The sequence below is a fragment of the Roseibacillus ishigakijimensis genome, assembly GCF_016595415.1.
GTDB classification, from domain to species: Bacteria; Verrucomicrobiota; Verrucomicrobiia; order Verrucomicrobiales; family Akkermansiaceae; genus Roseibacillus; species Roseibacillus ishigakijimensis.
In genome coordinates this window covers 22,952-40,392 of sequence record NZ_JAENIO010000016.1, presented here as the reverse complement: position 1 = coordinate 40,392, position 17,441 = coordinate 22,952, and the positions used below count along the sequence as shown (strand labels likewise).

Below are 17,441 nucleotides of genomic sequence, written 5' to 3'. Positions count from 1 at the left end.
TCTCACCGCCGCAGCTCACAACAATGGGCGGCGAACCCGGCCCCAAAGGCGGTGAGCCAGTAGTGGCGGTCTCCCTCCGAAGCGCCCTCATTCAGGCGTTGCTCCAAGGCCATCATCACGCTGGGGCTGCTGCAGTTGCCGAAGTCGCGCATCACTTGCCTCGTTTCGGGCAAGTCCCGCCCGGTGGCTTCCTCCACCGCCAGCACCACCTCGCGTCCACCGGAATGAGAGAGCACGGCATCGGGCTCGCCACTGCGCGCGGCCCATAGCTCGCCCACCGCTTGTCCGGCCAGGGTGGGGACGCTGCGATGAAGCTGGTTCTTGAGAAACCCCCCGCTATTGACGAAGCGAATTTTCTCCCGCTCTTGAGGCAAATGACGAGTGGCGAATGCTCCAGCCTGCCACTGCCCGGCGCTCGCCCGCTCCTCTCCAGCCCAGATGGCACTGGCGGCAGCATCGCCGAAGAGGGCGGCACTGATGAGCACTCCGGGCTCGTCATTGAGATAAAAAGCCAGGGAGCAAGCCTCCACCGCCACCGTGGCCACGCGGGCCTGCGGATGGACGGCGAGAAAACCCTGCGCAGCCCGCCAGAGCGGCACCGCAGCCCCACAGCCGAAACCATTGACATCTTGCAAGAAGGCTTCGCCCCGCACTCCGGCAAGCTCGGCGAGGTGGCTGGCCAATCCGGGGCAAAGATAACCAGTGCAGGAGGAGACAAAGAGAGCGTCGAGCTCCCCCGCTCCCAACGCGGCTCCGTCGAGAGCCTTTTGCAAACTGGCCAAGGCCAGCCGGGGGGCCTCCCGCTCGTAATGTCGATTAAGTTCTTCCGGTCCGAGAGCAAAGAGGTCCAGGGGGTCAGGCAGGACAAAAGCGCGCCGGGCGATCCCAGAGTCGCCAGTGAGCACTTTTTCCAAAAGAGCACGGGAGCGGGGAGCCAGCGCACGCACCCGGGAAGACTCCGCAATCCGTTGCCAGACCTCGGATTGAGAAAAAACATGGGGCGGAGTGGCACTGGCGAGGGATTGCAGAAACATCAGGTCAAGAGTTGGTTAAGAGTGGCAATGGGAAGGCAACGACTCCGGGCGGCCCAAGCCAGAGAGCAACGGCCGAGAGGATGCAAAAGCACGGAGTGAAGACCCCGGGCCAGAGTGAGACGGTGGGAAAAACGCTTGGCGAGGAGGCTGCGGACTGCCTGCCGGGCCTCGGCCCACGAGCAATCCCCCCCAGCATAGCGCGACAGAGGACCCAGCGCGGACTCGGCGGCCTCCAGAGCCATAGACATGCCATTGCCAGTGAAGGGCGGCACGATGCGCTCGCTATCCCCAAGAGTGAGCAAATCGGGGGGATGGGACTGGCTGCCGAAGCGCAGACCAGAAACCCCGGTCAGCGAAGATTCGTCGGCCTCGGCCGCTTGCAAGCGCTGCCCGAGCCCCGTCAGTCCGTTGACCTGCAGATAATTTTCCAGCAAGGCGGAACCCTTGCCTTGCACCCCTCGTTGACGGTGAAAAAGCCCGCAGACATTGACGCGCCCATCCTCCACCGGGGTCAGGCCAAGGTAGCCGGCAGACCCGAGATGCATCTCCAGCCCAGCAGACAACTTGAGACCCTGGTAATGAGCCTTCAGCCCCAGCCAGGAGCTGTCCTTCTGCAAGAAGCGACCAGCGGCCCAGACCAAGCCTTCGCGAGGCTCTGCAACCAGGCGCGAGCGCTCATGAACCTCCGCCCCTTGCTCCCGGGCCCATGCCACGAGACGGCGGTCCATCTCCCAGCGGGAAAGCGCGCGCACGGGACGGCCCAAGGCCGATTGCGCCACCTTTTTTTCCCCGATAAACCAAACCATCTCGCGGTGGCAGAGCGCATCGGAAAACAAGGTGCTAAGCCCGAGGGCGTGCAGGGTGGACTCCCCCACTCCATTGAGAAACTCGCCGCAAAGCCGGTGGCGAGGATAGCTGCCGGCCTCGTGCAGGCACACCGCCACTCCCCGACGGGCCAAGGCCCCGGCCAAGGCCAGTCCGGCGATTCCTCCGCCTGCTATCTCAATGGTCCGCGCCTTCAAATTCCCTGCGACCCTCCCCCCGTTTCCTATCAGGTCAAATCAATTCGCTTCTTCCCGCCAAGCAAGGGAGCGCAGTCCCCCGCGCAGAGTCGTCCTCTCGCGCCATTGCCAATCGCCCTCCAAAGCGAGCAGCTCCCGCAGTTCCCCGCGACGGAAGCCCGCCCGAATACTCACCATCATGTCGTGTCGGGTGACGTCGTTCACGAAGGGAAAGAGCGTGCGGCCTTCCACCAGCGCCCAGGGCGAGCGCAGGGGTTCGGCAAAAAGCAGGAGACGGCTACGGGACAGCAAACGACCGAGTTCCGCCAATTGGGGTGAAGATAGGTGGTGAAGAATGAGACTGCCCACCACCACGCGCGCAGGCTGGTCTTGCCGGGGCAGAGTTTGCAGAAAATCGCCCTGCTGCCACTCCGCCCCCGGGGCGAGGTCGGCCGGGGCGGGCTGGAAATCAAAGCCGCAGCCGGGGTGACCCTGGCGTGCGAGGGCACGGAGAAGTTCGCCGTCCCCTGCCCCGAGCTCGCAGACCGCTTGACCCCGAGCCCGGCGGCGCAGCTCGCGCAAAATCCAGCGCTCATTGCCCATGAGAGCATTGATGAGGCGCAAATCGCGTCGACTGCGTTGCGCGCGCGGGTCGCTGGCGGGCAAATCATCCAGGATTTCCGGCTCGATCACCCGCTTCACGAGCCTCTCCTTTCCCGTCGCAGGATGGGGACAAAGACCTCTTCCGCGCCCGCCATTTTAACCTCATAGACAAAGGCCATGAGCTCGCCAAGACGTCCCGTTGGGAAGCCCTGGCGCTGAAACCACATCAGGTATTCGTCCGGCAGCGAGACGAGGAGACGGTCCTGATAGCGACCGAAAGGCATGCGGTAAACACAGAGGTCCTCGTAGATCTGCCGCCATTCCTCTTGATCGATGTCCCCGAATTCCATCATCTCGGGAGCATCGGGTGGCAAGGGCCGTCACGCAACTGCTTCCGCCTGGGTGAAGGCAAAAGTCTCGCGGGCATCGGCGACATGGCCTTCCACCGCTGCCGCAGCCACCATCACGGGCGACATGAGAATGGTGCGACCAATGGGAGAGCCTTGGCGACCCTTGAAGTTGCGGTTGGAGGAAGAGGCACAGATTTGGTCTCCCACCAGTTTGTCGGGATTCATGGCCAGGCACATGGAGCAACCGGCGGCGCGCCACTCGAAGCCCGCTTCCTCGAAGATTTTATCAAGCCCTTCCTGCTCGCAGAGAACAGCCGTGATTTGGGAGCCGGGCACCGCGATGGCCTTCACTCCTTCTGCCACCTTGCGGCCCTTGAGGTATTTGGCCGCTTCGCGAAAATCGGAAAGACGCCCGTTGGTGCACGATCCCATGAAGGCCACGTCAATCTTGGTGCCCTTGATGGGCGCGCCGGGCTCCAGCTTCATGTAGTCGAGGGCTTCGGCGGTGGACTCGTTGCGCTCAGGCACATTTTCCGAAACAAAGAGAGCGTGGTCCGGAGAGATGCCCCAAGTCACGGTGGGCTCGATATCAGCGGCATCGATGACCACGACATCGTCGTATTCGGCATCGGCATCGGAGGCGAAGGACTTCCAGCGCTCCACGGCCGCATCCCATTCTTCCTCCTTGGGGGCGTAGGGCTTGCCCTTGAGGAACTCGAAGGTTTTCTCATCGGGATTAACGTAGCCGCAGCGCGCGCCGCCCTCGATGGCCATGTTGCACACTGTCATGCGCTCTTCCATGGTGAAGTTGTCGAAGGTGCTGCCGGCATACTCGTAGGCATAGCCAATACCGCCCTTGGCCCCGAGGAGCTTGATGATGTGCAGAGTGACGTCCTTGGCGTAAACCCCGGGAGGCAACTCGCCATTGACCTCGATGCGGCGGACCTTGAGGGACTCCATGGCGAGAGTCTGGGTGGCGAGCACGTCGCGCACCTGGGTGGTGCCGATGCCGAAAGCGATGGCTCCGAAAGCTCCGTGGGTGGCGGTGTGGGAATCACCACAGGCAATGGTTGTGCCCGGCTGGGTGATCCCCTGCTCGGGCCCCACCACGTGGACAATGCCCTGTTTGCCGGACTGCAGGTCGAAATAGGTGACCCCGAAGTCATCACAGTTCGCGCGGATGGCATCGATCATCTTGGCCGCCAGAGGATCAGCGGGCTGGTCCTGATTCTCGGTCGGGACGATGTGATCGATGGTCGCGAAGGTGCGGTGGGGAAATTTCACTTTCAGGCCCAGATCGCGCAGCATGCCAAAGGCCTGGGGCGAAGTGACCTCGTGAATGAGATGGGTGCCAATGAACAACTGAGTCCGTCCGTCACCCAACTTGCCCACGGTGTGAGCATCCCAAACTTTCTGATACAAGGTCTTCGCCATCTTCTTGAAACCGCTTCGCGCGGGGCGGGAATGTGCACGACGAGAAAGAACTTTTCAAGAACCGCCTCGCAAGAAATTCCCGAAAAGGCAAGCTCGCCGGGGAAAACGGAGGCCCTTCCCTCCCCAGGAAGACGCCGGAAAGGGAACAGGGCGCCTATTCGAGCAAGTTCTCGGCAATGTGCACCGCATGGTCGCCGATGCGTTCAAGGGAGCGGGCCACGAACATGAGATGAATCAGTTCGCGGTAATTGGCGGGATTATCCTCGATGGCCGAGGTGAAGGTGCGACGCGCTTTTTTGTAGAGCTTGTCGATCTCGTCATCATCTTCGTTCAACTCCGCCACCAGGTCGGGATTGTTATCACTATAAGCCACAATGGCTTGCCCGAGAGCTTGGTCCGAGCGGAGATAGAGAGGCTCCAGCAAATTGACCTCCACCACTTCGCCGATGGCCAAAATCTTGGGCGTGCGCTTGGCAATCTTGACCACGTGATTGGAGACGCGCTCCAGGTTGGCCCCCACCTTCATGGAGCTGAGCACGAAGCGCAAATCGGAAGCCACGGGATGGAACCGCACGATGAGATTCATGGCATCCTCATCAATCCGGTGGGCCAGGTTTTGCATCTCATCCTGATTGGAAAGCACCCGGGCCACCTGGTCCAGCTCCCTCTTGAGAAGAGCATTGACGGAGTGACTGAGATTGGTGCGGCAGAGAACGCCAAGTTCGAGGACGTCTTCTTTCAAAGCCACGAGAGCTTCGTCGAAACTGGCCAAAATGTGTTTACCGGGCATGGATGATTTGCGTTGAGTCGTTGTCGTCATGGGGGAAAACCCCTAACCTAATAAAAATAATGTTCGCCTGTCTAGCATTAACCGAAGCGTCCACTGATGTAATCTTCTGTCTGCTTCTGGGTGGGCGTGCTGAACAAAGTGGAAGTGGCATCGTATTCGATCAATTTGCCCAGATAGAAAAAGGCGGTGTTGTCGGAGATTCGTGAAGCCTGTTGCATGCTGTGGGTCACGATCACGATGGTGTATTTTTCCCGCAATTCGGTGATGAGCTCCTCCACCTTGGCGGTGGCAATGGGATCGAGGGCCGAACAAGGCTCGTCCATCAGAATGACCCGTGGTTGCACGGCGATGGCCCGGGCGATGCACAGGCGCTGCTGCTGCCCGCCGGAGAGGCCAAAGGCACTGCTGTGAAGCCGGTCCTTGACCTCATCCCAGAGCGCGGCTCCCCGAAGACTTTTCTCCACGATTTCCTCCAGCTTCTTTTTGTCGTTATTGCCCTGGATGCGCGGCCCATAGGACACGTTCTCGAAGATGGACTTGGGAAAGGGATTGTATTTCTGGAAGACCATGCCCACTTGCTTGCGCAACTCGATGACGTCCACTTCAGGAGCATGGATATCCTGCCCCATGATTTTGATAGCGCCACTGGTGATGCGGGCGGTATCAATGAGGTCGTTCATGCGGTTGAAACAGCGCAGAAAGGTAGACTTGCCACAACCGGAAGGCCCGATGAAGGCGGTCACCTTTTTCTCAGGGATATCGAGCGAGATGTGGTCGAGAGTGTTGGTCTTGCCACCATCGTAGCTGAAGCTGACGTCCGTGCACTCGATCATGGTGCGGCGTCCTTCAATCTCGCCCACCGCGGGTTTGGCGGGCGTCTCTTCACCCAAAGTTGCAGTATCTTGATTCATCTTGATTACCATTTCAATTTACTCCGCATGCGGATGCGCAACCACACCGAAAGACCGGCGAAGGACATCACGAATAGCATGAAAACGAGGACCGCGCCATCCTGCATGGGGCGGGTGTATTCCGATTGCGGAATGCGCGCCGCAACGGTGTAGATGTGGTAAGGCAGGGCCTGCACCGATTGCGAAAGGAAGTCGAAAAGCCAGCCCAAGCCGGAGCGATTGATGCCCTCCCAGGGAAGGAGGGAGCGTTCCGCCAAGGCTGCAGTGAACATGATGGGTGCGGTCTCCCCCGCTACCCGGGTGATCCCGAGCACGGAGGCGGTGAGAATTCCCGGCAAGGCATAGGGGAGCACCGCCGTGCGGATGGACTCCCACTTGGTGGCCCCCAGGGCGAGGGAGGCCTCCCGGTATCCTTTGGGCACCGCCCGCAGCGACTCTTCACAAGCGGTGATGATGACGGGCAAAACCATGACCGCGAGAGTGAAGCCCCCGGCGAGCATACAAGTCCCCCACCCCTCGAAGCTGAGATACCAGCGGCCGTTCCAGACCGCTTTGGAACGGGTAGCGTTGGCCTCCCGGACAGCCTCCTTGATTGGGGTGCCTTTTGCGATATGGATTTCGCGCTCCACCTGCTGGCGGACGGGAGGCTCCGAGAAGGAAGGCCAGAGAGGCACGCGCACGGAATCCCGCACGGCCACCACATTGGTCACCTTGGGAGCGAGGAAAACGAAGAGCATGAGGCCAAAGAGGCCGAACACGATGGAAGGAACCCCGGCGAGGTTGAGAATGGCGAGGCGGATGGAATTCATCATCGAGCCCTGCTTGGCATATTCGCTCAAATAAACACTGGCCGAAACCCCCACGAAGAGAGCCACCACCATACAGATGATGACCAGCAGAGCGGTGCCAGCCAGAGGGCCAAGCACCCCGCCCGCCGAGTAGGAATGAGTCTCCTCCTGCACGCCCTTGAGGGCCTCCGGGTTCAGTTCCTTGATTTTGAAAGCGATGGTGGAAGGCATCTCGACCTGCCCCCGCTCTTGTAAGGTGAAGCGGATGCGTTGATCGGTCACAGTCACCGGGCGCTGGTCCCGCAAGGCCATTCCTTCCAAGCCAGCGGTAAATTCCTCGAAGACGCCTTTGTCCATCAAGCCTACCACCTCTTTGTCGACCGCCACGGTCACCTCGCCCGCTTCATGTTTTTTCTCGAAAGCAAAGGTCTTGCCAGTCGCCATCTCCAGGTCCCGCAGTTTGCCCAGAGAGAGGCGGTGATGGCCCGGGGGAACGACAAAGGAAACCCGTTCCCGCGGCACCTCCAAAGGAGTCACCCCAGCAAAGTCAAGCTGGGGATTGGAGCGTTCGACGAGCTCGTAATCCTTGGGGGGAAGCTCCAAGGTCGTGCCCTCGTTGATTTTGAGCACAAAGAGGGTTTCCGGACTATTGGTCAGAAAGCTGGTGCCATACTTGGCCAGGACGGGAGCCCCGCGCATGAGAATGGTCCCGAAGATGATGCCCGCGATGAGGAGGACGAACCAGGTGGCGGACCAGAGAAGGACCCGCTGCAGTTTTTCCACCTTTTGCAGCGAACTCTCGTGATGCGCGAAGGGATTCGAGTTCGCAGAGTCGCTTTGCGAATTGTTGTCGTCCGTGGTCATTTGTTACCGAAACGTTTGAGGATTTCCTGGGAAAGGGAGTTCAAGACTAGCGAGATGGTGAAGAGCACCATCCCGACCATGAAGAGGGCGCGCCAGTGCAGGGAACCCTGCTCCACCTCTCCGGTCTCCTGCGCGATGATACCGGTCATGGTGTGGGTGGGGTCGGTGAGGACACCCAGGCCCTCTCCCCACTCAGGCATGGCAATCTTATTTCCCGCCACGAGGAGAACCACCATGGTCTCGCCAATGATGCGGCCGAAGCCGAGGAGAACGGCCGCCACGATCCCGGAGAGAGCGGTGGGCACCACGACCTTGAAAATGGTTTGCAAGCGGGTGCTGCCGAGAGCCAGAGAGGCATCCCGATAGGCCTTGGGCACGTTGTTGAGAGCATCCTCCGCCAGGGTGAAAATGGTCGGAATGGACATGAAGGCCAGCAGAAGTCCGGCATTGAGGGCGTTCAAGCGCTCCTGCATGGGAAAGCCCGGAAGCCAGGCCAGAAACTCCCACTGGCTCATCTCCCGGAGAAAATCACCCAGCACGACAATGCCGAAGAAGCCCAGCACGATGGAAGGAATGGCCTGGATAAATTCGATGGTGGGCTTGATGAGATTCTGCTCCAGGGGGCTGGCAATCTGATTGACGTAGATCGCCGACGCGACGGAAAAGGGCACGGCAATCACAATGGCGATGATCGCGATAATGCAGGAGCCGGAGAAAAGCGGCAGGAGGCCGTAGACATCATTCCAGCTGGAATTGGTCACCCACTCGGTGCCGAGGAAAAAGGTCAGAATGGAACCACCCATGCCAATTTTCTCGTCGTGGGACCACTCCTCCGCTTTTTTGCCCAGGCGCTTGAACTGCTTTTCAAACCCCTCACGCACCTTGGGCAAGTCTTCGAGAATGGCATTGGATTGTTTGGCCGCAACCTCGTCTGGAATGGCTTTGACCAAGCGCCGGGTCGTCTGAAGCAGCTCCTGGCGCAGGGCCTGGTGCTCGTCCCGGTGGTCATAGACGGGCCGGGTCATCTCCTCCGGCTCGGGGGTGGAAAGATCGACCTCGGCAGCTTGCGCCAGCATCTCGGCCTTGCGTTCGGGGTCATCAGTGAGCTTGGCCCCATCTTCGAGGGCCTTCTTGCGCCGGGGAGCGGTGCGCGCTTTCTCCACCTCGTCGCGGTTCTCGGAGGTGATGGTGCGTAGTTTGCTCCACAACTCCTCAAGCGGAGCTTGGGCAGCCACCAGCTCGGTGACGGCAGTGCCGAATTGCTCATACTCGGCTTCAGCGGCAGCCTGCTTTTCTGCAATACGCGCTTCCAACTCGGCGAGCCAGGGAGAATCCTCCCCCGTCAGATCGCGCACCATGGCTTGCTTGATGCGATTGAACTGCTTTTCCTCGGGAGTGACTTCGCTGAATGTCAGGTCCGTCACACTCAGGTCCCCAGCCGCCCGGGCCACCGCTTCCTGCAAGGCCTGGCGCTTTTCCTCGACCTCCGCCTTGGCCACCTCATAGGCCTCACCCCCGATAAATTCGAGCACCCCGACTTGCTCCTCGGCCGCCGCGAGGGCATCGCGCTCACGTTCGACTTCTTCCCGCAGAAGGGTCTTCACCTCGCGACCCACTTCCAGAAGCGCGAGTTCATCGCGCACCACACTGCGCAGTTGGAGATTGTAAGCTTGGGTGGCAGCGGAGGTGATCTTGCGATGAGCCTTGAGCTCGGCATCCATGTAGCCGACATACTCTTGCCCAGTCTCGCGATAGGCCCGCAATTCTTCCAAATGACGGGGAAAAAAGAAAAAGGCTTCTTTTGCCAGAAAGGCGGAAATCAACAAGAGGACGATAATCGCCACCATGGCATTGCCGCCGAAAAAGTAGCGGATCATATCCTGCAGACCCAGCCCCATGAAACGGAAGCCTGCTTTCTTGCGGAAGGCTTTCGCCTCACCCTGCGCGGATTGTTCGGACATTGAAGTCTTGTGCTAGGTTGTCAGAGCCGTTTGTTCAACCCGGGAACGGCCACCCGGTCATTTTTTAGCGATCGCGCCCTCCCTGGGGAATCCTCGACCACCCGCCAAAGGGAGAAGAATCAGCTCTTTGGCAATAGAAACGCCTCCCCCGGGGAGGAGAGGCGTGGAGAAAAATTTCTTGGGTGGAAGCTTACTCAGCGGCCACGAAACCGACTTTTTCGATCACCTTCTTGGCGATCTCATCAGTCATGGCCCACTCGAGGAACTTGGCAGTTTCACCGCTGGGCTCGCCAACAGTGTAGTAGTAAAGCTTGCGGGAAAGAGGATACTCGGAGGGCTTTTCCAGGCCTTTGCCATCGACCGTCACGGGCACGAGACCTTCATTTTCCGCGTAAGCCAAACCGACGTAACCGATGCCATTGGGATTGCGACCGACTTCGGAAGCGATGGCTTCGTTGCCTGCCATTTTCTGGGTGGAGGACCCGTAGTCGCGCTTGTTCATCGCCAACTCCTGGAAGCTCTTGTAAGTTCCGGAAGAGGTGTTGCGGGTGTAGACTGAGATGGCACCTTTCTTGCCACCGAGCTCACTCCAGTCGGTGATTTCACCAGTAAAAATACCTTCCACCTGCTTTTTGGTGAGGTTCTTGACGGAATTGGCTTCGTTCACCACCACCGCGATCATGTCAATCCCGGCGACGTGCTCGACGAGCTCTTTGCCTTTCGCAGTGAAGGAGTCTTTCTCTCCTTCCTTGGCGTCACGGGAGCTCATTCCGATGTCAGCAGTGCCTTCCAGCAAGGAAGTGAAAGCAGTGGAGGAACCCTCGGCCGCAATCTCGAAATCGACTGCATTGCCTTTGGCTTTGTAGACCGCAGTCAACTGGGGAACCATCTTGGCACCCAGAGTATCGGAACCTTTGATGACCACCTTGGACTGACCCAAAGCGGTGCCGCCGAGGATGAGACCCGAGGCCAGAGTGGCGATTAGAGTTTTTACTTTCATAGTGTTACTTGGAATTCGGCCCTCCCGGTGATGGTTGGGACGGCGCAAACATGGACAGAATGCCAGTCGGCGCGCTCTCTTTTAAGTGACGATTTTGTCACATTAAAATCTCCCCTTTTTGCAACCGAAGCGCTAGCTCTGTGGCTCGCGTGACAATTTCGTCACAATTCCACGTCCACGCTTTTTCAACTAACGGAGTTTAAGTTTGTGGCACCCTAGTTAAAAACCATGCACATGAAGAACACGATCCTTCCTCTCAATTGCCTTGCCCTCGCTTGCGGCGGGTTGGCCTGGGCTGGCGAAGCCCCCCTTGCCCCGGCTCCCCTTCCGGAGACCCCGGTGGCCGAAAGTCCCGCCAGTTGGTGCGACGCCCTGCAGACGGTGGGAAAAACGCCCAGCGACTGGCTCAATCCGCTCGTGCAGGACTTCTCGGTCTTCGGCCGCTTCCAGTTCCAAACCGCTTGGATCGATGGAACAGACGCCGACGGCGATGATTTCAACGACAGCTACAACGAATTCCGCCGCGTGCGGGTGGGCGCGAAGGGCAAGTTCCTCAACTACTTTGACTTCAAGGGCAACATCAACCTGGTTTCCGATGGCCGCCCCAGTGGGGACGACTTGGACTGGGGTTACGAGGGCTTTGACGAAGCTCTCCTCGGGGTTGATTTGGCGAAAGCCTTTGGCCTCGGCATGGACAGCCTGCACCTCAGCTACGGTCGCCACAAGTTCGCCATTTCCCACGAAGCGAACGAGTCCTCCAAGAAGATCATCACCGTGGAGCGCTCCGCCATTTCCAACAAGATCTACGGCGCATTGCGTCCCACCGGGGTGAAGCTGGCAGGCAGCCAGGGACCCTGGGACATGCTCCTTGGCGTCTACTCCACCGAGCCAGAAGACGAGTTCGTGGCAGGATGGGAAGAAGCCCTCGTCTATCAGGCCTCGCTGGGCTATCAGGTCAGCGACGACTTCAGCGTGCTGGTGGACTTTGTCTACAACGATTCCGACGCCGAGGATGACAGCCTCTGGGGCTACCAGTGGGCCACTTCCGTGAGCGCGGTTTATGAATCCGGCCCCTGGGGTCTGGTGACTGACTTCATCTACGGAGACAATGGCAGCTCCGGCATGGGCCAGAATAACCCCGACCGCCAGGACGACTTCTGGGGTGTAGTGATCATGCCCCACTACTGGTTACTGGAGGATCGCCTGCAAGCAGTGGCCCGCTACCAGTATGCCGGCTCCTCCGCCGACGAAGGAATCCGGGTGAATAGCCGCTACCTGCGTCGCAATGACGACACCGACGCTGCCATCAATGGGGGCCGGGGTGACGAGCACCACAGCATTTATGGTGGTCTCAACTACTACCTCTGCGACCACAATGCCAAGATCATGGCCGGGGTGGAATACGACGACCTGAGCACCCCTGCCGGTGATGTCGACGCCCTGACCTTGTGGCTCGCCTTCCGCAGCTACTTCTAATGCCCGTCCGAGGTTCTTGCTGGTCAAATCCTGAAAGCAAAGCAAGCAGGCTTGGCTCGTCCTTTTCCAACCGGAAAGACGGCCTCAATTGACCAGAAAGAGAATCTGGAGTGGGTCTTTATCCATTCACAAAAAAGGTCGCGGGAGATTCGATCCCGCGACCTGACAAACAACCGGGGGGCGGTCCTTTCCGCCTTTCCCAATCCGGACCAGCCAATCTCCGGCCTTTATTTACCGGAATACTCGCTGGAAAATCCGTAACCGACGTTAGCGAGAAGAAGGTTGAGATTGTGGCGCAAGGCAGCCGCGACATCGGCTTCTTCCAGCTCGCTTCCCCGGAAGCGTCCCCAGAGATCGCGCGTCCCTGCTTCTTCCTCCTTTTCAGCCTTGGCGAACTCGCCATCCAGCTTTCGGAAAAGCTCCAGAACCATCTTCATGTGGGTGGATCGCCAATCCACCGAGCCGATCTCGCCCTCCGGCAACGCTTGCTCCTCGGTGCGCAGAACCTGACCGGTATCATAACGATTGCCATTCATGGTGAGTCGAATCTGGGAAGCCCCCACGTAACCGGCAGGGGTGAAAGTCAACTCCAGATAGGCCACCGCATCGGCCCGCAAGGCCGAGATATGCTCCACCCGCATGGAGACGAAAATGCCGCCATCAAGATTTCGCGTCACCGTCGGCACGTGGGTGCGGTAGGTGTGATTGTCGACGGTATAGGTCGCCGTCCGCTTTTTCGACCAGCCATTCAGCTTGGTCCCCAGACTCTCGACATCAATGCCGAGCCCGAAGGCAGAACCCAGGCTGGAAAGTCCCAAGGCTGCCAGAAGTGCTACAAATTTCATAGTATTCAAGTGATTTGATAGATTGTCAACGAGCTGGGATTAGAAGGCCACCCGGCCCCCAGTGTGCCAGAGCAGATTGTTGAAGTCGCCGTCACTCTCATTCTTGAGGAGCTGATACTCCAGCCCGGTAGAGAGAATGAGATAGTCCTGGATAAAGTGCCAATCGAGACCGGCATAGAAGGAGTGAAGCTCATCGGCGGCGAGAACCTTGGAATAGCCTTCCAGCGGTTGCGTGGCGTCGCCCCGGGCATCGGCCACCCCGATGCCAATGGAAAGGGCGCCATCATCATCAGTATCGGCATAGCTGTAGCGACCGACAAAGCGCAGCGCATCCTCGAAGAGCCAGTAGCGCCCGGTGAGGGTCATCCCCCAGGCGGTGGCAATATCCCCATTGGCCAGGATGAAGTCCCCGGCAAAGTCGAAGTCCCCGCTGCTCACCTCGATCCCGGTGGAGAGAAGATGGCGATAGCCCAGGGGCACGCTGCCGTCCCGCTCGGAGCTGGTGTTATATAGGTAGTCCAAATGCCAGCGCTGATGCCCCGGAGGAGCCTCCCCTTCTTCCTCACCGGCGGCCACCACTTTGTCCCGGTCAAAGGTGTAGCTCATATTGGCAAGCACGAAGCCGCCGCCCTCGAAGTCTGGCAGGTTCCGGTCGCGGGCCCCGCTGAACCAGCCCAAGCCGAGTTCCCACGGGCCATCAACCACGCTGACCCGGGTGCCCAAGGTATTGGCCGGGGCCACCTGCTCCACCAGCGGAGAAAGACGGGGTGCAATCCGCACGGCCGGGTCCTGCTTGTATTCCTGACTGAAGGGGGGACGGAATTTTCCCCCCTCGACTTGAAGAGCTTCGTTCACTTGCACGGTCGCCTTCAGGGTATCGACGCCCTGATAACCTTCTCCGTCGGCAACCACGCGTCCTTCCAAATCGGTGTTGTAAAAGGCCCGCATCATCCCGCCGAGGCGCACCCGCTTCAGCTGGCTCTCATCCAGGTCCTCGCTTTTTCCCGCCTTGGGCTCAAGACTGCCCTGGGCCATCCCCCACTCTGCCAGGCCATCGATGGCGACAGCCTGCACCACCCGTCCATTGGGATTATCGTAAACCAGCGCGGTGGGTGCGAGGCGATTTTTCCAGCGGGAAGAGTAGTCCCGGTTGTCTCGCAAGACCTCCTTCTCGGCCGCTTCTCCCACCCCGACTTCCTCTGCCCGCGACGCAGCCAGAATGTCGTCCACGGTCGCTTCTTCAGCCGTGATTTTGCCTTCTAGCAGGTCGAGGGCTTCATTAGCGGAAAGGCTGCCCGCCAGTCCCCCGCCGAGAGCCACCCCCATGCGGGCCGTTCTTAGAAAATTCGTTCTCATTTTAGTCTTCGTCGTCATTTGCTTCCGCTTCCCGCTTCTTCTCCTGCTCCGCTCGCAAGGCCGCTTGCTCGGCCTCCTCCCGAGCCCGGGTTTCCTTCTGGCGCTCGGCAAAGATGGAGACCTGTTTGGCAAAGCGGGAGAGCCCGTCGCTGGGCTTCAGCGCCAGAGCCCGCTCGATGTAGGGCATCGCTTCCACGAACTCGCGCTGCCGGACCAGCATTTGCCCGAAGCTCCGGTTGGCCAGATACTGGGTCTGCTCATCGGCGCTATTCATGGCCAGCTTGAACTGGGCCCGGGCAAGACCGATCAAGCGGATGGCTTCCTCTTCATCCGCAGCGTTCTCTGCCAGTTGCTCATGGTAAATGCCGTTTTCCACCAAGGCTTCTCCGTTGGAGGGGTCCAGCTCCAGGATCTGCTGCACCAAGCGTCCCACTTGCAGAGGGTCACCCTCACTCTTGGCGATTTTCACCTCGGTGAGGTAAAAGCTGATTTGCTGGCTGCGGGTGAGCTGCCCGCCTTTTTTCTCGCGCACGGCGGTAATGTATTTGGCCGCCTCCCGGGGGGCGCCGTAGTCAGCGAGAATGTTCGCCGTGCGCAGGCTTCGCTCGACATCAAGACTTTCGCTCTTAGCGAGCGCGGCGAGATAAGCCCCCAAGGCCAGCACCGGCTTCTTCTGGTCTGTGTAGATGTCCCCCAAGGTGTTGAGGGTGCTCTCGTCCGCCAGGTCCTTCAAGCGCATGACCTCAAAGTTCTCCGCCGCACGCAGGGGCTGCTCCATATTCAAGTAGCAATTGGCCTGCATTTTCCAGAAATCACTCGCTTCCGGATTCACCGCCAAAAGGTCTCCCAGCATGGCGGCGGCCTCGGGCCACTTCTCCTGCTGATAGAGCGAGAGCGTCAGCCCCGAACTCCATTGGGTCTCATCGGGATTCAGGAGATAAGCCTGCCGGTAAGCTGCTTCCGCCGCCAGAGGTTTGTTGTCCTGGGTGTAGGCATAGCCCAGCAAGCCATAAACCAGCTGATCCGCTTCTCCCAACTGGATGGCCTTCTTGAGATGGGGAAGGGCCTCGGCGACCCGATCCTGTCCCGCGTAGAGAAGGGCGAGATACTTGTGCGCCCGCCGGAAGTCCGGATGCCCCTTGATGGCAAGCTTGTAAGCCCGCTCGGCATCCTCCGTGCGGTCGTTCATGAAATAGAGCTGGGCCAATTGGAAAATGAGCGCGGGGCTCACCTCCTTGGGCGCGACTCCTTCCTCCACCGGATTTTTCCGCTTTTTGATGAAATCCACGATGCGAGCCTCAGCCTCCCGGAAACGGGCATCGGAAAACAGTCCCGCCAAATCGGCCAGCAACTCGTTCTCCTCCCGGTCCACCTTGGGTTCCACGGGCGAGAGAAAGCCATACGCCCCCACAAAGCCCTTGAGGAACTCGGGGCTGCGAAACTGCTCTTTGGGAACCCGCAGGGGGTCGGCGGCGAGGGGCCCCGCCAATAGTGCTGCTAGAAGTATCGTTCTCATTATGTCTTCACCCGAAAATTGAAAGGAATGGTGGCCGTCATCACCGCCTTGCGCCCGCCTTTGATTCCCGGCTTGAATTTCCAGCGCTTGGCCGCATTGAGGGCCGCCTGGTCCAAGGCCTGGAAGCCGGAGGATTCTTTGACGGAAGCATTGGTGACCACCCCGCGCTCATCGACGGTGACCAGCACGAGCACCTTGCCACCCTGCTTCTTCTTGAGCATCTCGCCCGGGTAACGCGGTGGGGGCTTGCTGGTGGGTCGGGGCGGGGTATCCAGATCGCCTCCCCCCAGAGCATTGGGATCGTCGGCCACTTCAAAATTGGGCTTCAAGTTCAGCATCATTTTACCACCCACTCCGGCACCGAGGTCGAAGGGGATGTCGGCGATGTCCATGGGCTCGGTCTCCAGGTTCAGCTCAGGCTCGGGCTCGGGCTCCTCCTCCGGGGGAGGCGGCTCCTCTTCCAGCTCGAAGTCTTCCGGCGCCTCTTCCACATAGGCCGCCTCCATGGTGGTGGTGACTTCCTCCTTCTTCCCCTCTAATTTTTGCATCAGCGGGATCACGTAAAAGACGAGAAAGGTGAACACGAGGCCACCCACGATGGCCGCAGCGATATTCAGGGGGCGGTTTCCCCTGGGCGGCTGGTAAACATGGCGGCTGGCGAGTCGGCTCATCGTCTTATCCTTGGGTAAAGGTCACCTTCTCTCCTCCGGCCTGCCGCACTTCATCATAGACCCGGGTGCGCACCCCATGGGGAGCCTGCGGATGGGCCTGAATGATGATGGGCGTCTCCTCGTCCTGCGAAATGGCGTTGCGCACCAGCGTCCCCACCGTGTCCATGGCGATGGCCTTGCCATCATGGCCCAGGGAACTGTCTTGGGCCACCGTGATCACCACGGTGCTGTTTTCCTGCACGGCAGAGACCGCCGCCGAATCCTCCGGCAAGGGCAAGGGCACGCCGTCCTCTTCCACGAAAACCGCCGTCACAATGAAGAAAATGAGCAGAATAAAGACACAGTCGATCATAGGCGACAAATCCGGTTCCGGATCACCCTCCTCGCTGCCTGAGCCCAGTCGACCTCTTCCAAACATCAGCTTTCAGTGGAAATAGTGATCCGGTGCTTCACCACCCCGGCCTCAAGGCACTCCTTGCCGACGTCGTCCACCAGTCCGGCGTGCGCGACCGCGTCGCCCTTGATGATGACGTGGGCCTCCGCTGGGTCCGACTTCTCCAGGAGCAAAGGCGTGACCACCTGCTGCACTCCGGCCAAGCCTATGCTCTGCCCATCATAGAAAACCTTGTTGTCCGCCGTGACGGCGAAAATGATGCTGTTCTTCTCCAGCCGCTCCGCACTCTGGGCATCGGGGTCATTGACCGGCACCTTGGGCTCTTTGACGAACACAGTGGTGACGATGAAGAAGATCAACAGGATGAAAACACAGTCGATCATGGGAGAGAGGTCGGGCTTGACCTCTTCGTCGCCGCCTGCCAGGGATGGACCATCGCGTAACATT

The 17,441-nt window shown here is 59.7% G+C and carries 17 protein-coding genes; 1 reads left to right on the top strand and 16 read right to left on the bottom strand.

What is annotated here, in order from left to right:
* Window positions 1-2 precede the first annotated feature (2 nt).
* The 10 genes from JIN78_RS07955 to JIN78_RS07910 form a co-directional block, all read right to left on the bottom strand.
* A complete protein-coding gene (locus JIN78_RS07955; protein ID WP_200391425.1) occupies window positions 3-1,034 on the bottom strand; it encodes a type III polyketide synthase in 1,032 nt (343 codons plus the stop codon).
* Window positions 1,034-2,056, bottom strand: coding sequence for an FAD-dependent monooxygenase (locus JIN78_RS07950; protein WP_200391424.1), 1,023 nt, complete (start codon window positions 2,054-2,056; stop codon window positions 1,034-1,036). Before JIN78_RS07950 ends, JIN78_RS07955 begins: the two co-directional genes overlap by 1 nt.
* A gap of 39 nt (window positions 2,057-2,095) precedes the next feature.
* On the bottom strand, window positions 2,096-2,737 hold the full coding sequence (locus tag JIN78_RS07945; RefSeq protein ID WP_200391423.1) for a class I SAM-dependent methyltransferase: 642 nt from the start codon (window positions 2,735-2,737) through the stop codon (window positions 2,096-2,098).
* Complete coding sequence (locus JIN78_RS07940) at window positions 2,734-2,991, bottom strand: DUF3820 family protein (protein ID WP_200391422.1); 258 nt, start codon at window positions 2,989-2,991, stop codon at window positions 2,734-2,736. Before JIN78_RS07940 ends, JIN78_RS07945 begins: the two co-directional genes overlap by 4 nt.
* 27 nt (window positions 2,992-3,018) lie before the next feature.
* A complete protein-coding gene (gene leuC / locus JIN78_RS07935; RefSeq protein WP_200391421.1) occupies window positions 3,019-4,422 on the bottom strand; it encodes a 3-isopropylmalate dehydratase large subunit in 1,404 nt (467 codons plus the stop codon).
* Between the two features lie 154 nt (window positions 4,423-4,576).
* On the bottom strand, window positions 4,577-5,242 hold the full coding sequence (phoU, locus tag JIN78_RS07930; protein ID WP_200391420.1) for a phosphate signaling complex protein PhoU: 666 nt from the start codon (window positions 5,240-5,242) through the stop codon (window positions 4,577-4,579).
* Between the two features lie 47 nt (window positions 5,243-5,289).
* Window positions 5,290-6,123, bottom strand: a complete 834-nt coding sequence (gene pstB, locus JIN78_RS07925; RefSeq protein ID WP_200391419.1) for a phosphate ABC transporter ATP-binding protein PstB — start codon at window positions 6,121-6,123, stop codon at window positions 5,290-5,292.
* Window positions 6,124-6,128: 5 nt separating this feature from the next.
* Complete coding sequence (locus JIN78_RS07920; RefSeq protein WP_200391418.1) at window positions 6,129-7,775, bottom strand: PstA family ABC transporter permease; 1,647 nt, start codon at window positions 7,773-7,775, stop codon at window positions 6,129-6,131.
* Window positions 7,772-9,736: a phosphate ABC transporter permease subunit PstC gene (gene pstC / locus JIN78_RS07915; RefSeq protein WP_200391417.1), complete on the bottom strand. Its 1,965-nt coding sequence runs from the start codon at window positions 9,734-9,736 to the stop codon at window positions 7,772-7,774. The genes JIN78_RS07920 and pstC overlap by 4 nt, the downstream gene beginning before the upstream one ends.
* A gap of 190 nt (window positions 9,737-9,926) precedes the next feature.
* A complete protein-coding gene (locus tag JIN78_RS07910; RefSeq protein WP_200391416.1) occupies window positions 9,927-10,736 on the bottom strand; it encodes a phosphate ABC transporter substrate-binding protein in 810 nt (269 codons plus the stop codon).
* Window positions 10,737-10,970: 234 nt separating this feature from the next.
* Here JIN78_RS07910 and JIN78_RS07905 point away from each other — a divergent pair, with 234 nt between their 5' ends.
* Entirely contained in the window at window positions 10,971-12,212 is a 1,242-nt protein-coding gene (locus tag JIN78_RS07905; RefSeq protein ID WP_200391415.1) for a porin, read from the top strand.
* A 227-nt stretch (window positions 12,213-12,439) separates the two neighbouring features.
* Here JIN78_RS07905 and JIN78_RS07900 read toward each other — a convergent pair whose 3' ends face one another.
* Genes JIN78_RS07900 through JIN78_RS07875 form a run of 6 tightly spaced genes read right to left on the bottom strand, consistent with a single transcriptional unit; the run spans window position 12,440 to window position 17,440 of the window.
* Window positions 12,440-13,057, bottom strand: a complete 618-nt coding sequence (locus JIN78_RS07900) for a hypothetical protein (protein WP_200391414.1) — start codon at window positions 13,055-13,057, stop codon at window positions 12,440-12,442.
* A 39-nt stretch (window positions 13,058-13,096) separates the two neighbouring features.
* Window positions 13,097-14,413, bottom strand: coding sequence for a hypothetical protein (locus tag JIN78_RS07895; protein ID WP_200391413.1), 1,317 nt, complete (start codon window positions 14,411-14,413; stop codon window positions 13,097-13,099).
* Window position 14,414: 1 nt separating this feature from the next.
* Complete coding sequence (locus JIN78_RS07890; RefSeq protein WP_200391412.1) at window positions 14,415-15,929, bottom strand: tetratricopeptide repeat protein; 1,515 nt, start codon at window positions 15,927-15,929, stop codon at window positions 14,415-14,417.
* A complete protein-coding gene (locus JIN78_RS07885; RefSeq protein ID WP_200391411.1) occupies window positions 15,929-16,600 on the bottom strand; it encodes an energy transducer TonB in 672 nt (223 codons plus the stop codon). The genes JIN78_RS07890 and JIN78_RS07885 overlap by 1 nt, the downstream gene beginning before the upstream one ends.
* Before the next feature lie 4 nt (window positions 16,601-16,604).
* On the bottom strand, window positions 16,605-17,018 hold the full coding sequence (locus JIN78_RS07880; protein WP_267907038.1) for an ExbD/TolR family protein: 414 nt from the start codon (window positions 17,016-17,018) through the stop codon (window positions 16,605-16,607).
* Window positions 17,018-17,440: an ExbD/TolR family protein gene (locus JIN78_RS07875; protein ID WP_200391409.1), complete on the bottom strand. Its 423-nt coding sequence runs from the start codon at window positions 17,438-17,440 to the stop codon at window positions 17,018-17,020. The genes JIN78_RS07880 and JIN78_RS07875 overlap by 1 nt, the downstream gene beginning before the upstream one ends.
* Window position 17,441 lies beyond the last annotated feature (1 nt).